Annotated in this window: 15 protein-coding genes; 12 read left to right on the forward strand and 3 right to left on the reverse strand. The window is 69.3% G+C overall.

Features of this window, described 5'->3' with window-relative positions:
* Window positions 1–46 precede the first annotated feature (46 nt).
* From IQ210_RS41060 to IQ210_RS41085, 6 genes are all read left to right on the forward strand, one after another.
* Window positions 47–1,399: a ferredoxin reductase family protein gene (locus tag IQ210_RS41060; protein WP_194084389.1), complete on the forward strand. Its 1,353-nt coding sequence runs from the start codon at window positions 47–49 to the stop codon at window positions 1,397–1,399.
* 7 nt (window positions 1,400–1,406) lie between these two features.
* Window positions 1,407–1,892: an FMN-binding protein gene (locus IQ210_RS41065; RefSeq protein WP_194084390.1), complete on the forward strand. Its 486-nt coding sequence runs from the start codon at window positions 1,407–1,409 to the stop codon at window positions 1,890–1,892.
* A gap of 128 nt (window positions 1,893–2,020) precedes the next feature.
* Entirely contained in the window at window positions 2,021–2,587 is a 567-nt protein-coding gene (locus tag IQ210_RS41070; protein ID WP_019068829.1) for a 2Fe-2S iron-sulfur cluster-binding protein, read from the forward strand.
* A complete protein-coding gene (locus IQ210_RS41075) occupies window positions 2,584–3,576 on the forward strand; it encodes an FAD binding domain-containing protein (RefSeq protein ID WP_019068830.1) in 993 nt (330 codons plus the stop codon). Before IQ210_RS41070 ends, IQ210_RS41075 begins: the two co-directional genes overlap by 4 nt.
* Complete coding sequence (locus IQ210_RS41080; protein ID WP_194084391.1) at window positions 3,573–5,705, forward strand: xanthine dehydrogenase family protein molybdopterin-binding subunit; 2,133 nt, start codon at window positions 3,573–3,575, stop codon at window positions 5,703–5,705. The genes IQ210_RS41075 and IQ210_RS41080 overlap by 4 nt, the downstream gene beginning before the upstream one ends.
* Before the next feature lie 63 nt (window positions 5,706–5,768).
* Complete coding sequence (locus tag IQ210_RS41085; RefSeq protein WP_194084392.1) at window positions 5,769–6,380, forward strand: hypothetical protein; 612 nt, start codon at window positions 5,769–5,771, stop codon at window positions 6,378–6,380.
* Window positions 6,381–6,414: 34 nt separating this feature from the next.
* Here the strand turns inward: IQ210_RS41085 and IQ210_RS41090 are convergent, their stop codons facing one another.
* Both IQ210_RS41090 and IQ210_RS41095 read right to left on the reverse strand, forming a co-directional pair.
* Window positions 6,415–7,680, reverse strand: a complete 1,266-nt coding sequence (locus IQ210_RS41090; RefSeq protein ID WP_019068833.1) for a metallophosphoesterase — start codon at window positions 7,678–7,680, stop codon at window positions 6,415–6,417.
* A 78-nt stretch (window positions 7,681–7,758) separates the two neighbouring features.
* The gene (locus IQ210_RS41095; RefSeq protein ID WP_019068834.1) at window positions 7,759–8,628 is read right to left on the reverse strand and encodes an SDR family NAD(P)-dependent oxidoreductase; all 870 of its coding nucleotides are present in this window, start codon (window positions 8,626–8,628) and stop codon (window positions 7,759–7,761) included.
* 188 nt (window positions 8,629–8,816) lie between these two features.
* Between IQ210_RS41095 and IQ210_RS41100 the strand changes: the two genes are divergently transcribed.
* From IQ210_RS41100 to IQ210_RS41115, 4 genes are all read left to right on the forward strand, one after another.
* Entirely contained in the window at window positions 8,817–9,329 is a 513-nt protein-coding gene (locus IQ210_RS41100; protein ID WP_322658030.1) for a MarR family winged helix-turn-helix transcriptional regulator, read from the forward strand.
* A 21-nt stretch (window positions 9,330–9,350) separates the two neighbouring features.
* Window positions 9,351–10,547, forward strand: a complete 1,197-nt coding sequence (locus IQ210_RS41105) for a sensor histidine kinase (protein ID WP_158697174.1) — start codon at window positions 9,351–9,353, stop codon at window positions 10,545–10,547.
* A complete protein-coding gene (locus IQ210_RS41110) occupies window positions 10,544–11,212 on the forward strand; it encodes a response regulator transcription factor (protein ID WP_019068837.1) in 669 nt (222 codons plus the stop codon). Before IQ210_RS41105 ends, IQ210_RS41110 begins: the two co-directional genes overlap by 4 nt.
* A gap of 112 nt (window positions 11,213–11,324) precedes the next feature.
* Entirely contained in the window at window positions 11,325–13,499 is a 2,175-nt protein-coding gene (locus IQ210_RS41115) for an MMPL family transporter (RefSeq protein ID WP_019068838.1), read from the forward strand.
* A 158-nt stretch (window positions 13,500–13,657) separates the two neighbouring features.
* On the opposite strand, the gene IQ210_RS41120 is transcribed toward IQ210_RS41115, so the two are convergent.
* Window positions 13,658–14,323, reverse strand: a complete 666-nt coding sequence (locus IQ210_RS41120) for a TetR family transcriptional regulator (RefSeq protein WP_194084393.1) — start codon at window positions 14,321–14,323, stop codon at window positions 13,658–13,660.
* A 104-nt stretch (window positions 14,324–14,427) separates the two neighbouring features.
* Here IQ210_RS41120 and IQ210_RS41125 point away from each other — a divergent pair, with 104 nt between their 5' ends.
* Entirely contained in the window at window positions 14,428–15,222 is a 795-nt protein-coding gene (locus IQ210_RS41125) for a maleylpyruvate isomerase family mycothiol-dependent enzyme (RefSeq protein ID WP_019068840.1), read from the forward strand.
* A gap of 50 nt (window positions 15,223–15,272) precedes the next feature.
* Entirely contained in the window at window positions 15,273–16,247 is a 975-nt protein-coding gene (locus tag IQ210_RS41130; protein ID WP_194084394.1) for a TrmB family transcriptional regulator, read from the forward strand.
* Window positions 16,248–16,914: the final 667 nt, after the last annotated feature.

The raw sequence follows: 16,914 nt of genomic DNA on the forward strand, positions 1-16,914 counted from the left end.
TTGCGCCTGCGCGTTCCGGCGTCGACGCGCCCGAAAGGAAAAGATCATGACCACGGTGTACGAGGAGCAGGCGCCTCCTTTCTCGCCGGTCGCCGGACGTCGTTCCCCGGCGATCCCGCTGCTGGTTGTGCTGTGGGCCGGCGCGGCTGCCGTGGTCGCCCTGTGGTGGCAGAGCGCCACCTCGGTGGTGGGTGCCGCGGGCTGGCTGACCGAGGCTGGGCGGATCGCGGGGCTGCTGTGCGGCTACTCCTGCGCGGTGCTCGTCGGCTTGATGGCCCGGGTGCCGCTGCTCGAGCGGCGGATCGGTTCGGACCGGGTGGCCCGTTGGCACGCGATGGCCGGGCGGTACACGATCTGTCTGCTGGTCGCGCACGCCGTGCTGATCATCGCCGGGTACGCGGCCCGCACTCAGACGTCGTTCCTGCGTGAGACGACCACCATCGTCTTCCACTTTCCTAGGGTCCTCCCGGCCACCCTCGGCACGATCGTCCTGTTCGCCGTCGGCGTCGTCTCGGCGCGCGCCGTCCGTCGCAGGGTCAGTTACGAGTTCTGGTACTACCTGCATCTGCTGACGTACGGGTCGGTCTTCCTCTCCTTCGGCCATCAGATCGAGCTCGGCGCTGAGTTCATCGGGAGCCCGGTCGCCAAGGCCGCCTGGTTCGCTCTGTACCTGAGTGTCCTGGCGCTGGTGGTGTGGTTCCGGGTCCTCACCCCGGTGTGGCTCAACCTGCGCCACACGCTGCGGGTGGAGTCGGTGCAACGGGAAACGCCGGATGTGTGGTCCGTCGTCGTCCGGGGCCGGCGCCTGGAGAAGCTCGGTGTCGAGCCCGGGCAGTTCTTCCGGTGGCGGTTCCTCGCGAGCGGCATGTGGTGGACGTCGACGCCGTATTCGCTGTCCGCGCCACCCCGCCACGACCGGCTGCGCATCACGGTCAAGGCGCTCGGAAACCACAGCGCGTCCGTGTCACGTCTGCGACCGGGCACCCGGGTATGGGCGGCGGGCCCATACGGCGCGCTGACCGCCGACCGGCAGACCTCCGGCATGACGCTGCTGATCGGGGCCGGGGTGGGCATCACCCCGCTGCGCGCCCTGTTCGAGACGCTGCCGGGTGAGGTGACGCTGCTGTACCGGGCGCACTCGGCCGAGGACCTGGCCCTTGCGCAGGAGTTGGAGTCCATAGCCCGGTGGCGCGGCGCCAAGGTGCTCTACGCACTCAACGGCGCGGACGGCAAACGGCCCCGCCTCACGCCCGGCGCGCTGCACAACATGGTGCCCGAGCTTGTCGACCACGACGTGTACCTGTGCGGGCCGTCCGGGTTCGCCGAGGACATGTACGAAGTGCTGTGTGCGGCAGGGGTTCCGGCCCGTCGGATCCATCACGAGTCGTTCGAGCTGTGAGGTCGTCATGCACCCGTTGAAGAGGAAGAGCCCGCTGCGCCGGATCGTGCTGGCGAGTGCCGTCACCGTGTCCGGGATGGTGCTGCTGCTGTCGCTGAAGCCGCATTCGTCCCCGGAGATCACCGTGGCCGCGCCCGCGCCCGCTCCGTCCAGCAGTGACAGCGCGGCGGGCGATTCGGGCGGGTCGAGTGCGTCCCCGGGTATGGGCACCCGTGCGACCAAGACCGTCACCGGTGACTCGGTTCAGACAGTGTTCGGTCCGGTCCAGGTCCGCGTCACGCTGCGGAACGGCAAGATCACCAAGGTCGCGGCCGTCGAGTATCCCAAGGCCGACCCGCTGGAGGAGCAGCTCAACGACTACGCCGTCGCGCAGCTGGAGCAGGAGGCGCTCTCCGCGCAGAGCGCGGACATCGACGTGGTGTCCGGGGCCACGTACACGAGCCAGGGGTACCAGCAGTCCCTCCAGTCGGCGCTGGATGCCGCGAAGAAGTGACCCGGGGGGGGCCGGGCTTCGCCCGTGCGGAGTTAAGTGAACACTGTCCTCTTGTTAAGAGTACGGTGTTCAGATAGCTTGACGACGGATGAACGAAGGCGCGTGAGCGCGCTACAGGAAGGCTGATCATGGCCCCAGCGACGTCCAGTTCCGTCACCCTGAACATCAACGGCGAGAAACACACGCTGTCCGTGGACCATCGCACGACCCTGCTGGACGCACTGCGCGAGCGACTCGATCTGACCGGCAGCAAGAAGGGCTGTGACCAGGGGCAGTGCGGTGCGTGCACCGTGCTGCTTGACGGCCGTCGGGCGGTGTCCTGCCTCCAACTCGCGGTGGCCGCCGAGGGCCGCGAGATCACCACGATCGAAGGTCTGTCCGAGGACGGCCGACTGCACCCCGTGCAGCAGGCGTTCCTCGACCTGGACGGTTACCAGTGCGGCTACTGCACCCCCGGGCAGATCTGCTCGGCCGTCGCGGTGATTGAGGAACACGCGGCCGGCTGGCCCAGCGCGGTCACGGATGACGTGCGACCCGAGGCCCAGCCGGCGCCGCTGAGCGCGGAGGAGATCCGGGAGCGGATGAGCGGCAACCTGTGCCGCTGCGGTGCCTACGTGGCCATCGTCGAAGCCGTCGCCCAGGCCGCGGCGACCGTCGCGGAGCAGGCCGGGACCGAGGAGGCGACAGCGGCATGAGGGAGTTCGGCTACCAGAAGGCGGCAGATGTCTCCGTCGCAGTGGCACTGCTCGACGCCGATCCTGAGGCGCGGTTCCTCGGCGGCGGCACCAACCTTGTCGACCTGATGAAGACGGGTGTCGAGCGGCCGGCGCGGCTCGTCGACGTACGCGAACTGCCCCTGAACCGGATCGAGACGACCGAGGACGGCGGCCTGCGCATCGGCGCCACCGTCACCAACACGGACCTCGCCGTCCACCCCGAAGTCCGGCGCCGCTACCCGGCGTTGGCCCAGGCTGTGCTGGCCGGCGCCTCAGGACAGCTGCGCAACATGGCCACCGTCGGCGGCAACCTCCTCCAGCGCACCCGCTGTGGCTACTTCACCGACGTGACCAAAGCCTGCAACAAGCGTGTCCCCGGGAGCGGTTGTCCCGCCATCGAGGGTGAGCACCACAACCACGCGATCCTGGGTACCTCCCAGCACTGCGTGGCCACCCACCCCTCCGACATGGGCGTGGCGCTGACCGCCTTCGACGCCGTCGTCTCGTACGAAACGGTCGACGGGCCGGGAGAGCTGCCGCTCGCCGACTTCTATCTGCCGGTAAGCGACACCCCACACCGGGAGACCGCACTGCCGCCGGGTGCGCTGATCACCGGCGTCACCCTGCCGCCCACCCCAGTCGCGGCCAACTCCCGCTACCGCAAGGTGCGTGAGCGGGCCTCGTACGCCTTCGCGATCGGCTCGATCGCCGCCGCGCTCGACATCCAGGACGGCGTCGTACGGGATGTGCGTCTGGCCTTCGGGGCGGTGGCGTCCCGGCCGTGGCGGGCCCGCGTCGCCGAGCAGATGCTGACCGGGGCGCCGGCCGAGGCGGTGAGTTTCGCTGCGGCCGCCGACGCCGAACTCGCGGCGGCCAGGCCGCTTGCGCACAACGCCTACAAGGTGAGGCTGATGCACAACCTCGTGGCGGCTGTGCTGACTGAGATGGTCCAGGAGGTCGCCCGATGAGCACGACAACAGGGGCGCACGGCAAAGTCATCGGACTCCCGTATGTCCGGGTGGAGGGCCGGGACAAGGTCACCGGGGCCGCCCGCTACGCCGGGGAGGTTCCCTTCCCAGGCCTCGCCCACGGCTGGCTGGTGCTGTCCACCATCGCCCGGGGCCGCGTCCGCTCCCTCGACACGGCTCCCGTCCTAGACATGCCGGGTGTGCTCGCCGTCCTGCATCACGGCAACGCCCTTCCGGTCGACATCAGCTGGGTCGATCCGCAGCTGGGCCCCCCGGACGCGACGCTCGGTGTCTTCCAGCACGACCGGGTGCCCTACGCGGGATGGCCGGTGGCACTGGTCGTCGCTGAGACGTCCGAGCAGGCCAGGGAGGCCGCCGAGGCACTCAAGGTCGACTACGACCAGGAGTCGCATGACGTAGACCTCTCCTACGACCACCCTGGCGTCTACCCGCTGGTCGGCCCGCTGAGGCCGGCGACGGAGGAGAAGGGGGACCTGGCCGCCGAGCTGGCCGCGTCCGACGTCGTCGTCGAGGCCGAGTACACCACTGGGCAGGGGCACCACAATCCCATGGAGCCCCACGCGGTGACGGCCCGTTGGGAGGGGGAGCGGCTCGAAGTCCTCGACTCGAACCAGGGCAGCCCGTTCGTGGCCGGTGCTCTCGCGCAGGTCTTCTCGCTCGAACCGACCGCTGTCCGGGTGCGGACCGAGCACGTGGGCGGCGCGTTCGGCAGCAAGTCGCAGGCCCGGACGCACCATGTGGCCGCCGCGATGGCCGCGCGCATCCTGGACCGGCCGGTCCGTGTGGTGCTGACCCGGCGCCAGATGTTCTCCCTCACCGGTTATCGCAGCGCCACGATCCAGCGGATCCGGCTCGGTGCGAATCCCGAGGGGAAGCTGCGGGCGGTGGAGCACCGCTCCCTGTGCCAGACCTCGACCACGTACGAGTACGTCGAGGCGAGCACGATGATGACCCGGATGATGTACGACGCCGACGCGCACCACACGGCCAACCTGGCGGTGCGGCTGGACGTGCCGACGCCCGGGTTCATGCGGGCGCCGGGAGAGGCGCCGGGCTCGTTCGCGCTGGAGTGCGCGATGGACGAACTCGCCGAGAAGTGCGGCATCGACCCGATCGAACTGCGCTTGCGCAACGAGCCCGAGCGTGGGCCGATCTCCGGGAGGGAGTACAGCGCCCGCAACGTGGTTGCCTGCTTCCGTGAAGGCGCCCGCAGGTTCGGCTGGGCCGAACGTGATCCGCGTCCCGGCGTACGCCGCGAAGGCCGCTGGCTGCTGGGGACCGGCACGGCCGCGGCCACGTACCCCATGCACGTCATGCCGTCCTCGGCCTCCGTGACCGCGAACGCGGACGCAACCTTCACGGTGCGGATCGCGGCGTCGGACCTCGGGACCGGAGCACGCACCGCGCTCACCCTCGCGGCCGCCGACGCGCTCGAGGTGGCGCCCGAGCGTGTCCGTGTCGAGATCGGGGACACCGCCTTCGGGTTCGCGATGGTCGCGGCCGCCTCGGCAGGCACCCGTTCCTGGGTGTTTGCCATCAGGAAGGCGGTCGCCCAACTCCGGGAGCAGTTGTCCCAGGGCGCCGCCGTTCCACCGGAAGGCGTCACGGTGATGGCCAACACCTTCGCGGAGGCCGGTGCTCTCCACCACGACGACAAGGAACGGCACACGTACGGTGCGCAGTTCGCCGAGGTGGCAGTCGACCCCGCCACCGGCGAGGTGCGTGTGCGGCGCATGCTCGGCATGTTCGCGGCGGGCCAGATCATCAACCCGCTCACCGCCCGCAGCCAGCTCATCGGAGGCATGACCTGGGGCATCTCCATGGCCCTGCACGAGGAGGCGGCCCTGGACGAGGCCACGGGCAGCCTGGTGGGTGCGGACTTCGCGGGCTATCACATCTCCGCGCACGCCGATGTTCCGGCCGTCGAGGCGGACTGGGTGGACGACCCGGACCCGGGCGACCCGGTCGGGATCAAGGGCATCGGCGAGATCGGCAACGTGGGCGCCGCCGCGGCGATCGCCAACGCGGTCTGGCACGCGACCGGCGTACGTCACCGCCATCTGCCGATCCGACCGGACCGCGTTCTCCTGGCAGCACCAAGTGCTTGATACTTCGGGAGAGTTGGGTTGGAGAGAACCATGAGACCTCGCGCCCTCGGACGCCACATACAGGTGGACGACAGAGCCGATCGGCAGGGGGCGATGCCCGGCGGCCCGGAGGGGAACGAGCGGCTGACCGCCGCGACCGGGGCGATGCTGCTGGTGCTGTTCGCCGTCGAGGGCGTCACCATCCCCCTGCTTGGGCGACTTCTCACCCTGCACTTCTTCGTCGGGCTGCTGCTGATCGGCCCGGTCTGCCTCAAGATCGGTTCGACCAGCTACCGGTTCTATCGCTACTACACGGGATCGTCCCCATACCGTCGCAAGGGGCCGCCGACGCTGCTGTTGCGGGTCGTGGGCCCGCTGGTCGTGATTACGAGCGTCGTAGTCCTGGGCACCGGGGTGGCGTTGGCTCTGCTCGGTCCCGGCAGTGGTTCGGATGTCGTGCTCATGCTGCACAGAGTTGGCTTCGTTTCGTGGCTCGCCGTGATGACGGTGCATGTCCTCGCTTACGTGTGGCGCATTCCGCGCCTCATCGGCGCGGAAGTGCGCCGCCGCCCCGGACGCGACGGGGAGGTGATCCCGTGGCGTGCCGGGCGAGGGGCGCTGCTGGCGGTGGCGCTGGGTGGGGGACTGGTCGTTGCGTTGGCCGGGACGCACCTGGCTTCCGAATGGCGCAGATAGCGTCGTCGCACCGAACCCGCCGACCGGACCCGTCTTAGGCCTGGAGCGACGCCAGTTCCACCACCGTCACGTCTGAGGGCGCCCCGACCCGGGTCGGCGGGCCCCAGGCACCGGCGCCGCGGGACACGTACAACTGTGTGTCGCCGTACCGCTCCAGCCCCGCCACCGTCGGGTTCGCCAGCTCCGCCACGTAGTTCATCGGCCACAACTGACCGCCGTGGGTGTGGCCCGACAGCTGCAGGTCGACTCCGTGCCGTACGGCCTCGTCGATGAACACCGGCTGGTGGGCCAGCAGAACCGACGTCCGTGACGGGTCCCGGTCTCGCAGCGCGGCTGCGAGGTCGGGGGCGTCGTGGTGGTCCTCACCGGTCACGTCGTTCACTCCGGCGAGATCGAAGGCCGGGAGCTCCACCCGCTGGTTCGCCAGCAGCTTGAGTCCCAGTTCCTGCACATGGGCCTTCCACTCCTCCGCGCCGGAGAAGTACTCGTGGTTGCCGGTCACGAAGAACGTCCCGTGACGAGCCCGGAACCCGGAGATCGGCTCCACGGCAGTTCCCAGGTCCGCCACGGACCCGTCCACCAGGTCGCCGACCACGGCGATCAGGTCGGGCTGAGTCGAGTTCACGATCTCCACGACCCGCTCGGAGAACCCGCGCCCGAGGATCGGGCCCAGATGAATGTCGCTGACCACCGCGATCCGGAAGCCGTGCGCCGACCTGGGCAGCTTCGCCAGCGGTACCGTCACCCGCTTCACCCGCGGTCCGCGCAGTACTCCGTAGGTGCCGTAGCCGACGGTGCCGAGTGCCACCGCGGCCGCCGCTCCGCCGACCAGCCGGGCCGCGAACATCCGCCGTGACAGGTCTGCGGAGGCCTCGCCGCCGATGTCGGCCGCAGGTGCGGAGAGTGGCGTCGGAGCAGTCGCGTCATCAGGCACTTTGACCGGCTCGGCGTTCCGCTCGGGAAGCGGTGCCCGCCCGGCCCGGCGCCGCAGCCACCAGGTCAGCGCGGGCCGGACCACCTCACCCGCGAGCACGCCCAGGAGCAGGTAGAGCGCGACTGCGACCCAGAGATATGCGGGCCATGAAAGGACCTGCACCACGGGGAACGGCAGCCCGACCCGCGAGCCGACGAAGGCCGCCAGCATGATGACGGGGGCCGCGACGAGCACCGCGGTGCCCAGCCGCCGCCCCACTGTGCCGGGCATGGTCGTGTCTCGGACGACGCGGCGCCAGACATACCAGTGCAGGCCGCCCATCACCCCCACGACCACCGGGATGAGCAGGACGAACAGGATTCCCACAGTGCAGCAGACCTCTCTTGCGTTCCACGTCTTGCGCTGCGACGCCCCGGTGTTCCGCGCGTCGCTCCTCGGCGGCTTCTACGCGATGCCGACCATCGCCGCGCTCTCGCGCCACAGCATGTCCTGGGCGTCTCGGCTGCGTGCCAGTTCCGAGGGGTCGGGGAACGTCGGGTCGCCCTTGACCAGGGAGACGTAGATCCGTCCGGGCGGTGGAGCGACGGTACCGAGAGCGACCTCCGCCAGCATTTCACCGGAGCGTTCGGCTGTGCCCATGACGTATTCGGGCTTGAAGAGACCGGCCACGCGGAAGATGGTGCGCATCAGGACCGTGAGGAGCACCCGCCGGGCACGTGAGGCCTCGCGGCCGAGCGAGGTGCCCCCGGTCAGACCGGGATTGAAGGCGACCACACTGATGCCGCGGGCCTTCACCTCGTCCAGCGACGCGAAGGACAACGCGGTGAGCATGTTGCACAGCTTGGACGAGGAATAGGCGCGCACGCCGATGCTCTTGCTCGGGTGCGCCAGCTCTTGGGGCTCAAGGGTCTTGGGCCCGATCGGGGTGACCTTCGGGTCATGCGTGTCACTCGTGGTGATCACCAGGCGGCCATAGTTGGCCATGTGCGGCATCAGGAGTCGGGCCAGCAGATAGTGGGCCAGGTGGTTGACGGCGAACGTCAGCTCGAAGCCGTCCGCGCTTCGCTGGTCGTCACCGACCGCCTGCCGGCCGGCATTCAGGACCAGGATGTCGATCCGGGCTTCACCGAGCTCCTGGATCACCGCGGCGGCGAATGCCCGGACGCTCGCGAGCGAGGCCAGATCGAGCGGGATGACCTCGGCGCCACGCGGTGCCGTGCCGCTTCCGCGGGCACCGATGATGACCCGCGTATTGGGCTGGGCAGCGATGCGCTGCACCGCATGGGCGCCGAGCCCGGCGGTGGCGCCGGTCATGACGACAACGCGCTGCGGTGTGACTTGGTTCATGGCTGGTTGTCCCGTTCTGGTCTGTGGGGGTTGTGTCGGCGCGGTCTGGAGCGCGGCTCGACGGTGGCGACTCACTGCCGGTTGCCGGAACTGCACCACCTCTGACACCATTGTTAATGTAACCAAGGAGATACTGTCAATTGATAAGGAGTCCCGTGTCGACTTCGACTTACGACTCAGGGACACCCGGCGGGATCGTCTCCTCTGTGACCGGCCAACAGCTGCTCGCGGCGTTCGCGGGTCTCCGCAAGGGCCTGCGGCGGTGGGTACAGGTCAACATGCCCGCGGCCAGCGGCGCGATGACGGTGCCCCGCGCCATCCTGCTCCTCGGCCTGACGCTCAAGAGCGAACCGGCCGGAATGAGCGAGCTCGGCGAACCCCTGGGCCTGTCCCCCAGAAACATGACCGTCCTGGTCGACGGACTGGAGAAGGAAGGACTCGTCCGCCGGGTCACCCATCCCCGTGATCGCCGGATCAGGCTGGTCGAGCTCACCCCGGCCGGTCGACAGGTGGTCGAGCAGGAACTCGCCCCCTCGCAAGCAGCCGCCGCGGCACTCTTCGACGACTTCACGTCCGAAGAACGCAGCGAACTGCTCAGGCTTCTGGCCAAGGTGGGCGACTCCCTGCGCGCACGCGGCATAGAGATGCCCTCCTACGGCCAAGGCTGACCCCGGCTCGGGAGGCGAGAGGTGACTTCAGCAACCAGCGGTCCCGGGCGCCCACCGGCCATGGACGTGCTGTTGGCCGTAGCGGTGTACGGCATCTCGATGCTGGTGCCGGTCATGGACGGGAACAGCAGCACCGGGCCGTGGACCGCCCGGGGCGCGTTCTTCGGGGCCGTGATCTGCGCGTCCCTGGTCTTCCGGCGGCGCCTGCCGTGGGCGGTGCTCCTCGCGACGGCCTCGGGAACGGCCGTCTACCTGGCGTCCAGCCCGCACAAGAGCCCGCTGATGCCGGCCACGATGATCGCGATGTACACCTGCGCACTGCACCGGCCGCGGCGCGAGGCGGTGGCGGCGGTCACCGTCGTCGCGGTCCTGCTGGCCGGCGTGAGCGTGGTGTTCGGTCACGGCGGATGGCTGGGCCCGGAGAGCATCGCGCTGATCGCGTTGAGCGCCTCGGCCGCTGCGGTCGGCTTCGCGGTCCGCAACCGGCGCGCCTACATCGCCGCCGTCGAGGAGCGGGCGCGGCGGGCCGAGCAGACGCGGGAGGAGGAGGCGCACCGCCGGGTCATCGACGAGCGGCTGCGTATCGCCCGGGAGCTGCACGACGTCCTGGCCCACCACATAGCCCTCATCAACGTGCAGGCGGCGGTCGTGGACCACGTACTGGAGACGGACCCCCGGCAGGCCAGGGAGTCCCTCGCGCACATCCGGCGGGCCGCCCGGTCCTCCCTGACGGAGGTCCGCACCTCGATCGGGCTGCTGCGGCGGCCGGACGCCCCCGACGAGGCGGCCGTGGAGCCGTCCCCCGGGGTGGACGCGCTGCCCGACCTCATCGCGGGGTTCGCAGCCGCTGGCCTGATCGTCGACCAGAAGGTCACCGGACCGCCCGTCGACCTGCCTGCGGCGGTGGGGCTCACCGCGTACCGGGTCGTCCAGGAGGCGCTGACGAACGCGAGCAAGTACGCCTGTCAACCCTTCGCCGAGCTGGAACTCCACTATCTGCCGTCCGCGTTGCGGATCCACGTCCGCAACCGGTCGGATCCCGCGGCGCGTTCGGGACTCTCCACCGGGCTGGACGCCCTGGAACGCGGGGAAGGCGGCCATGGGCTGCTCGGCATGCGGGAACGCGCGCATGCCCTTGGCGGAACGTTCACGGCGCGCACGGCCGACGGCTGGTTCGAGGTGCGCGTCCTCCTGCCGCACGAAGGGGCGGGAACATGACGATCAAAATCTTGCTGGCCGACGATCAAGAGCTGGTCAGGGCCGGCTTCAAGGTCCTGGTGAACTCCACGCCCGACATGGAGGTGGTGGGCGAGGCGTCCGACGGAAGGGAGGCGGTCCGGCTCGCCGCCGGGGCCGACGTCGTGCTGATGGACATCCGGATGCCCGGCGCGGACGGCCTCACCGCCACCCGGCAGATCACCTCCGCGCTGCCGCACGTCCGGGTCCTGGTGCTGACCACGTTCGAGGTCGACGAGTACGTGTTTGCCGCGTTGCGCAGCGGGGCAAGCGGGTTCCTCGGCAAGGGCGTGGAGCCGGCGGAGCTTCAGCAGGCGATCCGCTTGGTGGCGCGGGGGGAGGAACTGCTGTCCCCGGTTGCGACGCGGGCGTTGATCGCCCGGTTCCTGCGCGGGCCCGCGCAGGACACCGGTGCCGCCGCCGAGCGGCTTGGGGTGCTCACTGATCGGGAGCGGGAGACCCTCGTCCTGGTGGCGGCCGGGCTCGGCAACGACCAGATCGCCGGACGGCTGGGGATCAGCCCGTCCACCGCCAAGACCCATGTGAACCGCACGCAGGCCAAGCTCGGTGTGCATGACCGGGCCCAACTGGTCATGCTCGCCTACGAGACGGGCCTGGTCCGGGCTGGCTCTCCGCCCGTGGTGTAGGGCGGTACCGCGATCGCGGTAGGGCGGAAACCATCCGTCAGACGGACGGGTCGGGTGGCTCGCGCGGATGACGCTGGAGGCATCGTGTCCGCCTCGCTCGTGAGGAGTTCCCTTGTCCGCCCTTGCCCGCTGGTGCTACCGCCACCGGTTCGTCGTTGTGCTCCTCTGGGTGGCGTTGCTAGCCGGTGTGGGCCTGGCGTCGACTGCCGCCGGTACCAAGGCCAGCGACAGCTTCTCCCTGCCCGGTACCGAGTCGTCCAAGGCGCTCGAACTGCTGCAGGAGACAATGCCGGCCCAGTCCGGCGCCACCGCGACGGTCGTGTGGGAGTCGGACGGTGACGTCGAGGACGCCGCCGTCAAGGACCGGATGACCGCCACCCTCGACCAACTGGCCGACATCCCGCAAGTGGCCGCGATCACCAGCCCGTACAGCAAGCAGGGCGCGAAGCAGATCAGCGACGACGGGCACATCGCCTACGCCGCCGTGAACTTCACCAAGCAGGCCATGGACCTGGACAAGGCCAATCTGGAGAAGTTCGTCGACACGGCCGAGAAGGCGCGCGTCGACGGGCTGAAGGTGGAGCTCGGCGGCGATCCGATCGGGCAGGTCGAGGAGTCCGAGCAGAGCCTGAGCGAGCTCGTCGGTGTGGTCGCCGCCGCGATCGTGCTGTTCGTGGCGTTCGGCTCGCTGTTCGCGATGCTGCTGCCGATCGCCACGGCGATCGCCGGGGTCGGCGTCGGCCTCATGACCGTCACCCTGCTCACCCACGTCATGAACATCGGCGAGGTCGGCCCCATCCTGGGCGCGCTTATCGGTCTCGGCGTCGGCATCGACTACGCGCTGTTCATCGTCACCCGGCACCGCTCCAACCTGAAGTCCGGCATGGACATGGAGGCGTCGGTCATCAAGGCCATCGACACCTCCGGCCGCGCGGTGCTGTTCGCCGGCGGTACCGTCGTGGTCGCCCTGTTCGGCCTGTTCGTGCTCGGCGTGGACTTCCTCAACGGCATGGCGGTGGCGTCGGCGACGGCCGTGGTCTTCACCGTTCTCGCCGCGGTCACCCTGTTGCCCGCGCTGCTCGGCTTCATCGGCATGCGGGTGCTGAGCCGTAAGGAACGCCGCACGCAGACCGATCTCCGCGAAAACCGGCCGGGCATGTGGGCTCGCTGGGCCGTGATCGCCGAACGGCGCCGGGTGGTCCTTTCGGTGATCTCTTTGGCGGTGGTCACCGTGCTCGCCCTGCCGGTGCTCTCACTGCGGCTGGGCTCCTCGGACGCCGGTAACAACCCCGAAGACACCACCACCCGCAAGGCATACGACCTCCTGGCCGACGGCTTCGGCCCCGGGTTCAACGGTCCGCTCCAGCTCGTCGCGGAGACGCCGGGCTCCGGCGACCGGCAGGCTCTGGAGAGCCTGGCCACGCAGGTCTCCGACACCAAGGGCGTCGCCGACGTGACCCTGCTCCCGGCGGGGGCCGATGCCAAGGTCGGCATCGTCCAGGTCTTCCCGACAACGTCCCCGCAGTCCGAGGACACCGCGGACCTCATCAACCACCTCCGCGACGATGTGATCCCGGCCGCCGAGAAGGGCACGACGCTCCAGGTCTACGTGGGCGGCCAGACGGCGATCTTCGACGATTTCGCCGAGGTGCTGACCGGCAAGCTCCCGCTGTTCCTCACGGTCATCGTTGCGCTCGGCTGCCTGTTGCTGCTCCTGGCGTTCCGCAGTCTGATGGTGCCGCTAGTCGCCGCCGTGATGAACATCCTCGCCACCGCCGCCTCCTTCGGCGTGATCGTCGCGTTCTTCCAGTACGGCTGGGGTTCGGAGCGCCTCGGCTGGGGTGCGGCCGGACCCGTGGAGGCGTTCCTGCCGGTGATCATGCTGTCGGTGCTGTTCGGTCTGTCGATGGACTACCAGGTGTTCCTCGTCAGCCGGATGCACGAGGAGTGGATCCACACCCGCGACAACAAGCGGGCCGTCTCGGTGGGCATCGCGGAGACGGGGCGTGTCATCACCGCCGCGGCCACCATCATGTTCTGCGTGTTCATCGCCTTCTCCTTCGGCGGTGAGCGGATCGTCGCCGAGTTCGGGATCGGCTTGGCCGCCGCCGTGGCGATCGACGCGTTCGTCCTGCGCACGGTCCTGGTCCCGGCGACGATGTACCTGCTCGGCAAGGCCAACTGGTGGATTCCCGGCTGGCTCGACAAGCGCCTCCCGCACCTGTCCGTCGAAGGCCCGGCGGAGACGGTCGAGGAGGACCGGCAGCCCGAGCCGGTCTCCCGCTGATCTTTGTCCGCATCGTGGGGCTGCTCATGCCCCGGTTCGTTCTCGGGCCGAGGCATGAGCGCCCTGACATGAGATCTCGTCAGCGTCAGGCCGTGTTCCGGAAAATGTGAGACCCGAGGAGGGGAGTGGCAGCGATGTGTGTCCTGCCCGTGTCCCTGTCAACTCGGCGCGCTGGAGGCCGTGTGTGGGCGCAGAGCGGGCAGCCCCGCGGCGATCGCACCCAGGAGCCGCCGCAGGGTCGGCTCGAATTCAGGCCGCGCCGCCGCGAGTTCGGGGTTGCGCTCGTACGCCTCGGCGAGCGTGGAGGGAGGGTTGGCTGCCGCGTAGACGGCGCCGGCGAGCCCGGCCGCCGCCATGACCAGATCACGGCCTTCCTTCTCGGTCAGGCGCCGGTCGGCCGCGGCGATCGCGTCGCCGAGTTCGTCGATGACGACGATCATGGCGCGCTTGTGGCCACTCGCCGCCGGGACGGAGACGTTGTGTTCGAGGCTGGTCGCCGTGTGGCCAAGCAGGTCGCAGAACATAGGCCGGGCTTGCAGGGTCTCGGTGAGCGTCGCGACGACGGCGTCACCGGTCGAGAGCCGTTCGACGACGGCCCGGCCCCAGTCGCGCCAGCACTCCGAGGCCAGCTCCAGATACATCTCCTCGCGGGTACCGAAGTACCGGCTCATGTTGGACTTGGCCAGCCCGACCTCCGCGGCGACACCGCTGAGCGTGACGTTGTGGACGCCGGAATCGACAGCCAGCCTCCGCGCCGCGTCGAGGATGGCCTGCCGACGCTGTTCTTTGTGCTCAGGCCGCCTGGCGCGCAGAAACTCGGACATGCGTGCATCCTGTCACGACCTGCGTTAACAGAACACCAGACCTGTTGTTAAGGGAACATTGTTCGGTTAAAGTGGAGCCGGTCGAGCGAACGGAGCACTGGGAAGTGAGCGACGTCGACGTGGTCATCAACGCCCTGCGCGTCGGGCACGACAGCCTTGCCGCAGTGGTCCGCGGGTTCGACGAAGACGATCTGTCCCGGCGCTCGGGCGCGTCCGACTGGGACGTCTCGCAGGTTCTCGGACACTTGGGGAGCGGCGCCGAGATCGCGCGATCCGTGATCCTGGCCGCCCTCGACGGCTGCGTCGGCCTCGGAGACGGCTTCAACTTCGCGGTGTGGGACCGGTGGAACGCCATGTCCCGGCAGGTGCGCGCCCGTTCCTTCCTGCGGGCGAACGAATCCCTCGTGGCGCTCTATGAGTCCCTGGACGTCGGCACCCGCGCGCGGCTCCGCGTGGACCTGGGCTTCCTGACCGAGCCGTTCGACGTGGTGGCGGGCACCGCGCGGCTGCGTCTGAGTGAGTTCACCCTGCACTCGTGGGACGTGCGCGTCGCCTTCGATGAGCATGCCACGCTGGATCCGGCGGCCACCGCCATACTGCTGCACGGCAAGCCGAACCTGCTCCCCTGGATCAGCGAGACAGAAGGGCTGAAGGGCCTGCGAGCGGTGATCCAGGTCAACACGACCGATCCCGCGTCCACGTTCGCGCTGCGCCTCCAGGCGCCGGTCAGCGTGGACTTCGACGTACCCGACCGGCCCGACGGCACACTCACCCTGCCCGCTGAGGCATGGGTGCGGCTGGTCGCCGGTCGGCTCACACCCCGGAATTCCCCCGCTGGGGTGGAGTCGGCCGGCGCCGCTGATCTTGGTCTGCTCCGGGCGGTTTTCCCGGGTTACTGACCGAGCAGGCCGGGCCGATGACGTTGGACGTGTGTTGGCCAACGACTACGATGTTCGGTGTGGACGATCTCATCTCGCAGCTTCAGTTCGTTGGTATGTCGGGTTACGAGGCCAAGGCGTATATCGCGCTGATCTCGGCGGGTGAGGCGTTGAACGGGTATGAGGTGGCGAAGCGGTCGGGGGTTCCGCGGAGCACGGTGTATGAGATTCTCGGCAAGCTCACGGCCCGGAACGCGGCGTACGAGGTCAAGGGCGAGGGCGGTGCGACGGCGTATGTGCCGATGCCGCCGAACATGTTGCTGAGTCGGATCCGTCGGGAGACGGAGGCTTCGCTGGATGGTCTGGAGCGTTCGCTGCGGCATGTGACCACGCAGCAGACCACGCATCTGACGCATCCGCTGGGTGGCCGTAAGCAGTTGATCGAGCGGTGTGAGGATCTGATCGGTGCGGCGCAGCAGAGTCTGCTGCTGTTTTCGTGGCCGGCCGAGTATCAGGAGCTGGTGCCGATGCTGCGGCAGGCGGCCGGTAACGGCGTCCGGGTGGAGACGGTGTACTCCAGTCTGGTCGAGCCGGAGGAGCCGGTCGGTTACACGGTGTTGCACCGGACGACGAACGATGAGGAGGCGCTCGCCAGTCTGGGCTGCCGGTTGTTGATCGTCGGGATGGACAACGAGCAGGTCGTCATCGGTGGTCTGGTGGAGGACGAGGCCTGGGGGGTGTTCGCGGACGATCCGGCCATCGTGCTGGTCGCGACCGAACTGGTCCGCTACGAGCTGAGCATGCAGCTGGTGCTGTCCAAGCTCGGGGTCGAGCGGGAGGCGCGGGAGGTGCTCACCACCGATCCCGAGGTGCAGCGCTTTAGGACGCCGGGACGCGCCGCGGCCCTGCTGCAGCGCCTGAACCAGTCGGCCTTCACCGTCGAACCGTCCCGAGAACCACTGCGGCCGGCCGGACCCCGCCGCGGCGGCGACACGGCCGGACGGCAGGCAACGGCTCGCCGGAAGGGTCCGCGCACAGGCTCCTGAACCCCTCTCTGAACGTTCCCGAAGCGGACGGCCCCCGGCCCAAGGCCGGACATCCTGTGCCCGAGTTCGTCGTTTGTAGCCTAACTATGCACTGGTGCAACGATTCTCCGCACTCCGCGACCGTGCCGAAGTGACCGAGCCCGCCCTGCGGTTCCACGCGCCCATCGATCGTTGAGACTGGGACGTGGTTCCTTCGATGATCACGTCCAACTGCAGTCTGGCGACGGTGTTCCGGTTTCCTCAACTGGGGCCGGGGCCAGAACAACGGCTGGGGCATCGCCTCTTTCATCGGCACCTACCTCTCCAACGACGCGAACCTGAGCTCGTACCTCACCACCGAGCCCGCGCCGCACGGCGACGCGACCGCCCGAGCGCTCCGCCGGCTGCCTGACCGGACACGAGACAGGTATCTCCACACATCGCACCGACGAGGCGGCCGCGTTCCGGCCGTGCTTCGGTCAGGCATGCTTACGTGGAGGGAGGCGCGGTCATCAGCACCGGAGGCGTTCTGGCCTCGCTCGCGGGCGGTGAGTTGTGCCGGGATCGCCGGCATGTGGGCCGTGGGTCTAGCCGCGGCGGTGCTGATCCTGGAACCGGCACGCGCTGCCGCCGTCACGTCCGCGAAGCCATCCTGATCACCGGGCGGCACCTCCGGCGCAGGGCCCGG

Source organism: Streptomyces justiciae, assembly GCF_015163075.1.
Taxonomy (GTDB): Bacteria; Actinomycetota; Actinomycetes; order Streptomycetales; family Streptomycetaceae; genus Streptomyces; species Streptomyces justiciae.

Bases quoted from the DNA above. Each gene is read 5' to 3' on its own strand.
- IQ210_RS41060 (WP_194084389.1), top strand. From the start codon at position 47: ATGACCACGGTGTACGAGGAGCAGGCGCCTCCTTTCTCGCCGGTCGCC.
- IQ210_RS41065 (WP_194084390.1), top strand. From the start codon at position 1,407: ATGCACCCGTTGAAGAGGAAGAGCCCGCTGCGCCGGATCGTGCTGGCG.
- IQ210_RS41070 (WP_019068829.1), top strand. From the start codon at position 2,021: ATGGCCCCAGCGACGTCCAGTTCCGTCACCCTGAACATCAACGGCGAG.
- IQ210_RS41075 (WP_019068830.1), top strand. From the start codon at position 2,584: ATGAGGGAGTTCGGCTACCAGAAGGCGGCAGATGTCTCCGTCGCAGTG.
- IQ210_RS41080 (WP_194084391.1), top strand. From the start codon at position 3,573: ATGAGCACGACAACAGGGGCGCACGGCAAAGTCATCGGACTCCCGTAT.
- IQ210_RS41095 (WP_019068834.1), bottom strand. From the start codon at position 8,628: ATGACCGGCGCCACCGCCGGGCTCGGCGCCCATGCGGTGCAGCGCATC.
- IQ210_RS41110 (WP_019068837.1), top strand. From the start codon at position 10,544: ATGACGATCAAAATCTTGCTGGCCGACGATCAAGAGCTGGTCAGGGCC.
- IQ210_RS41120 (WP_194084393.1), bottom strand. From the start codon at position 14,323: ATGTCCGAGTTTCTGCGCGCCAGGCGGCCTGAGCACAAAGAACAGCGT.
- IQ210_RS41130 (WP_194084394.1), top strand. From the start codon at position 15,273: ATGTTCGGTGTGGACGATCTCATCTCGCAGCTTCAGTTCGTTGGTATG.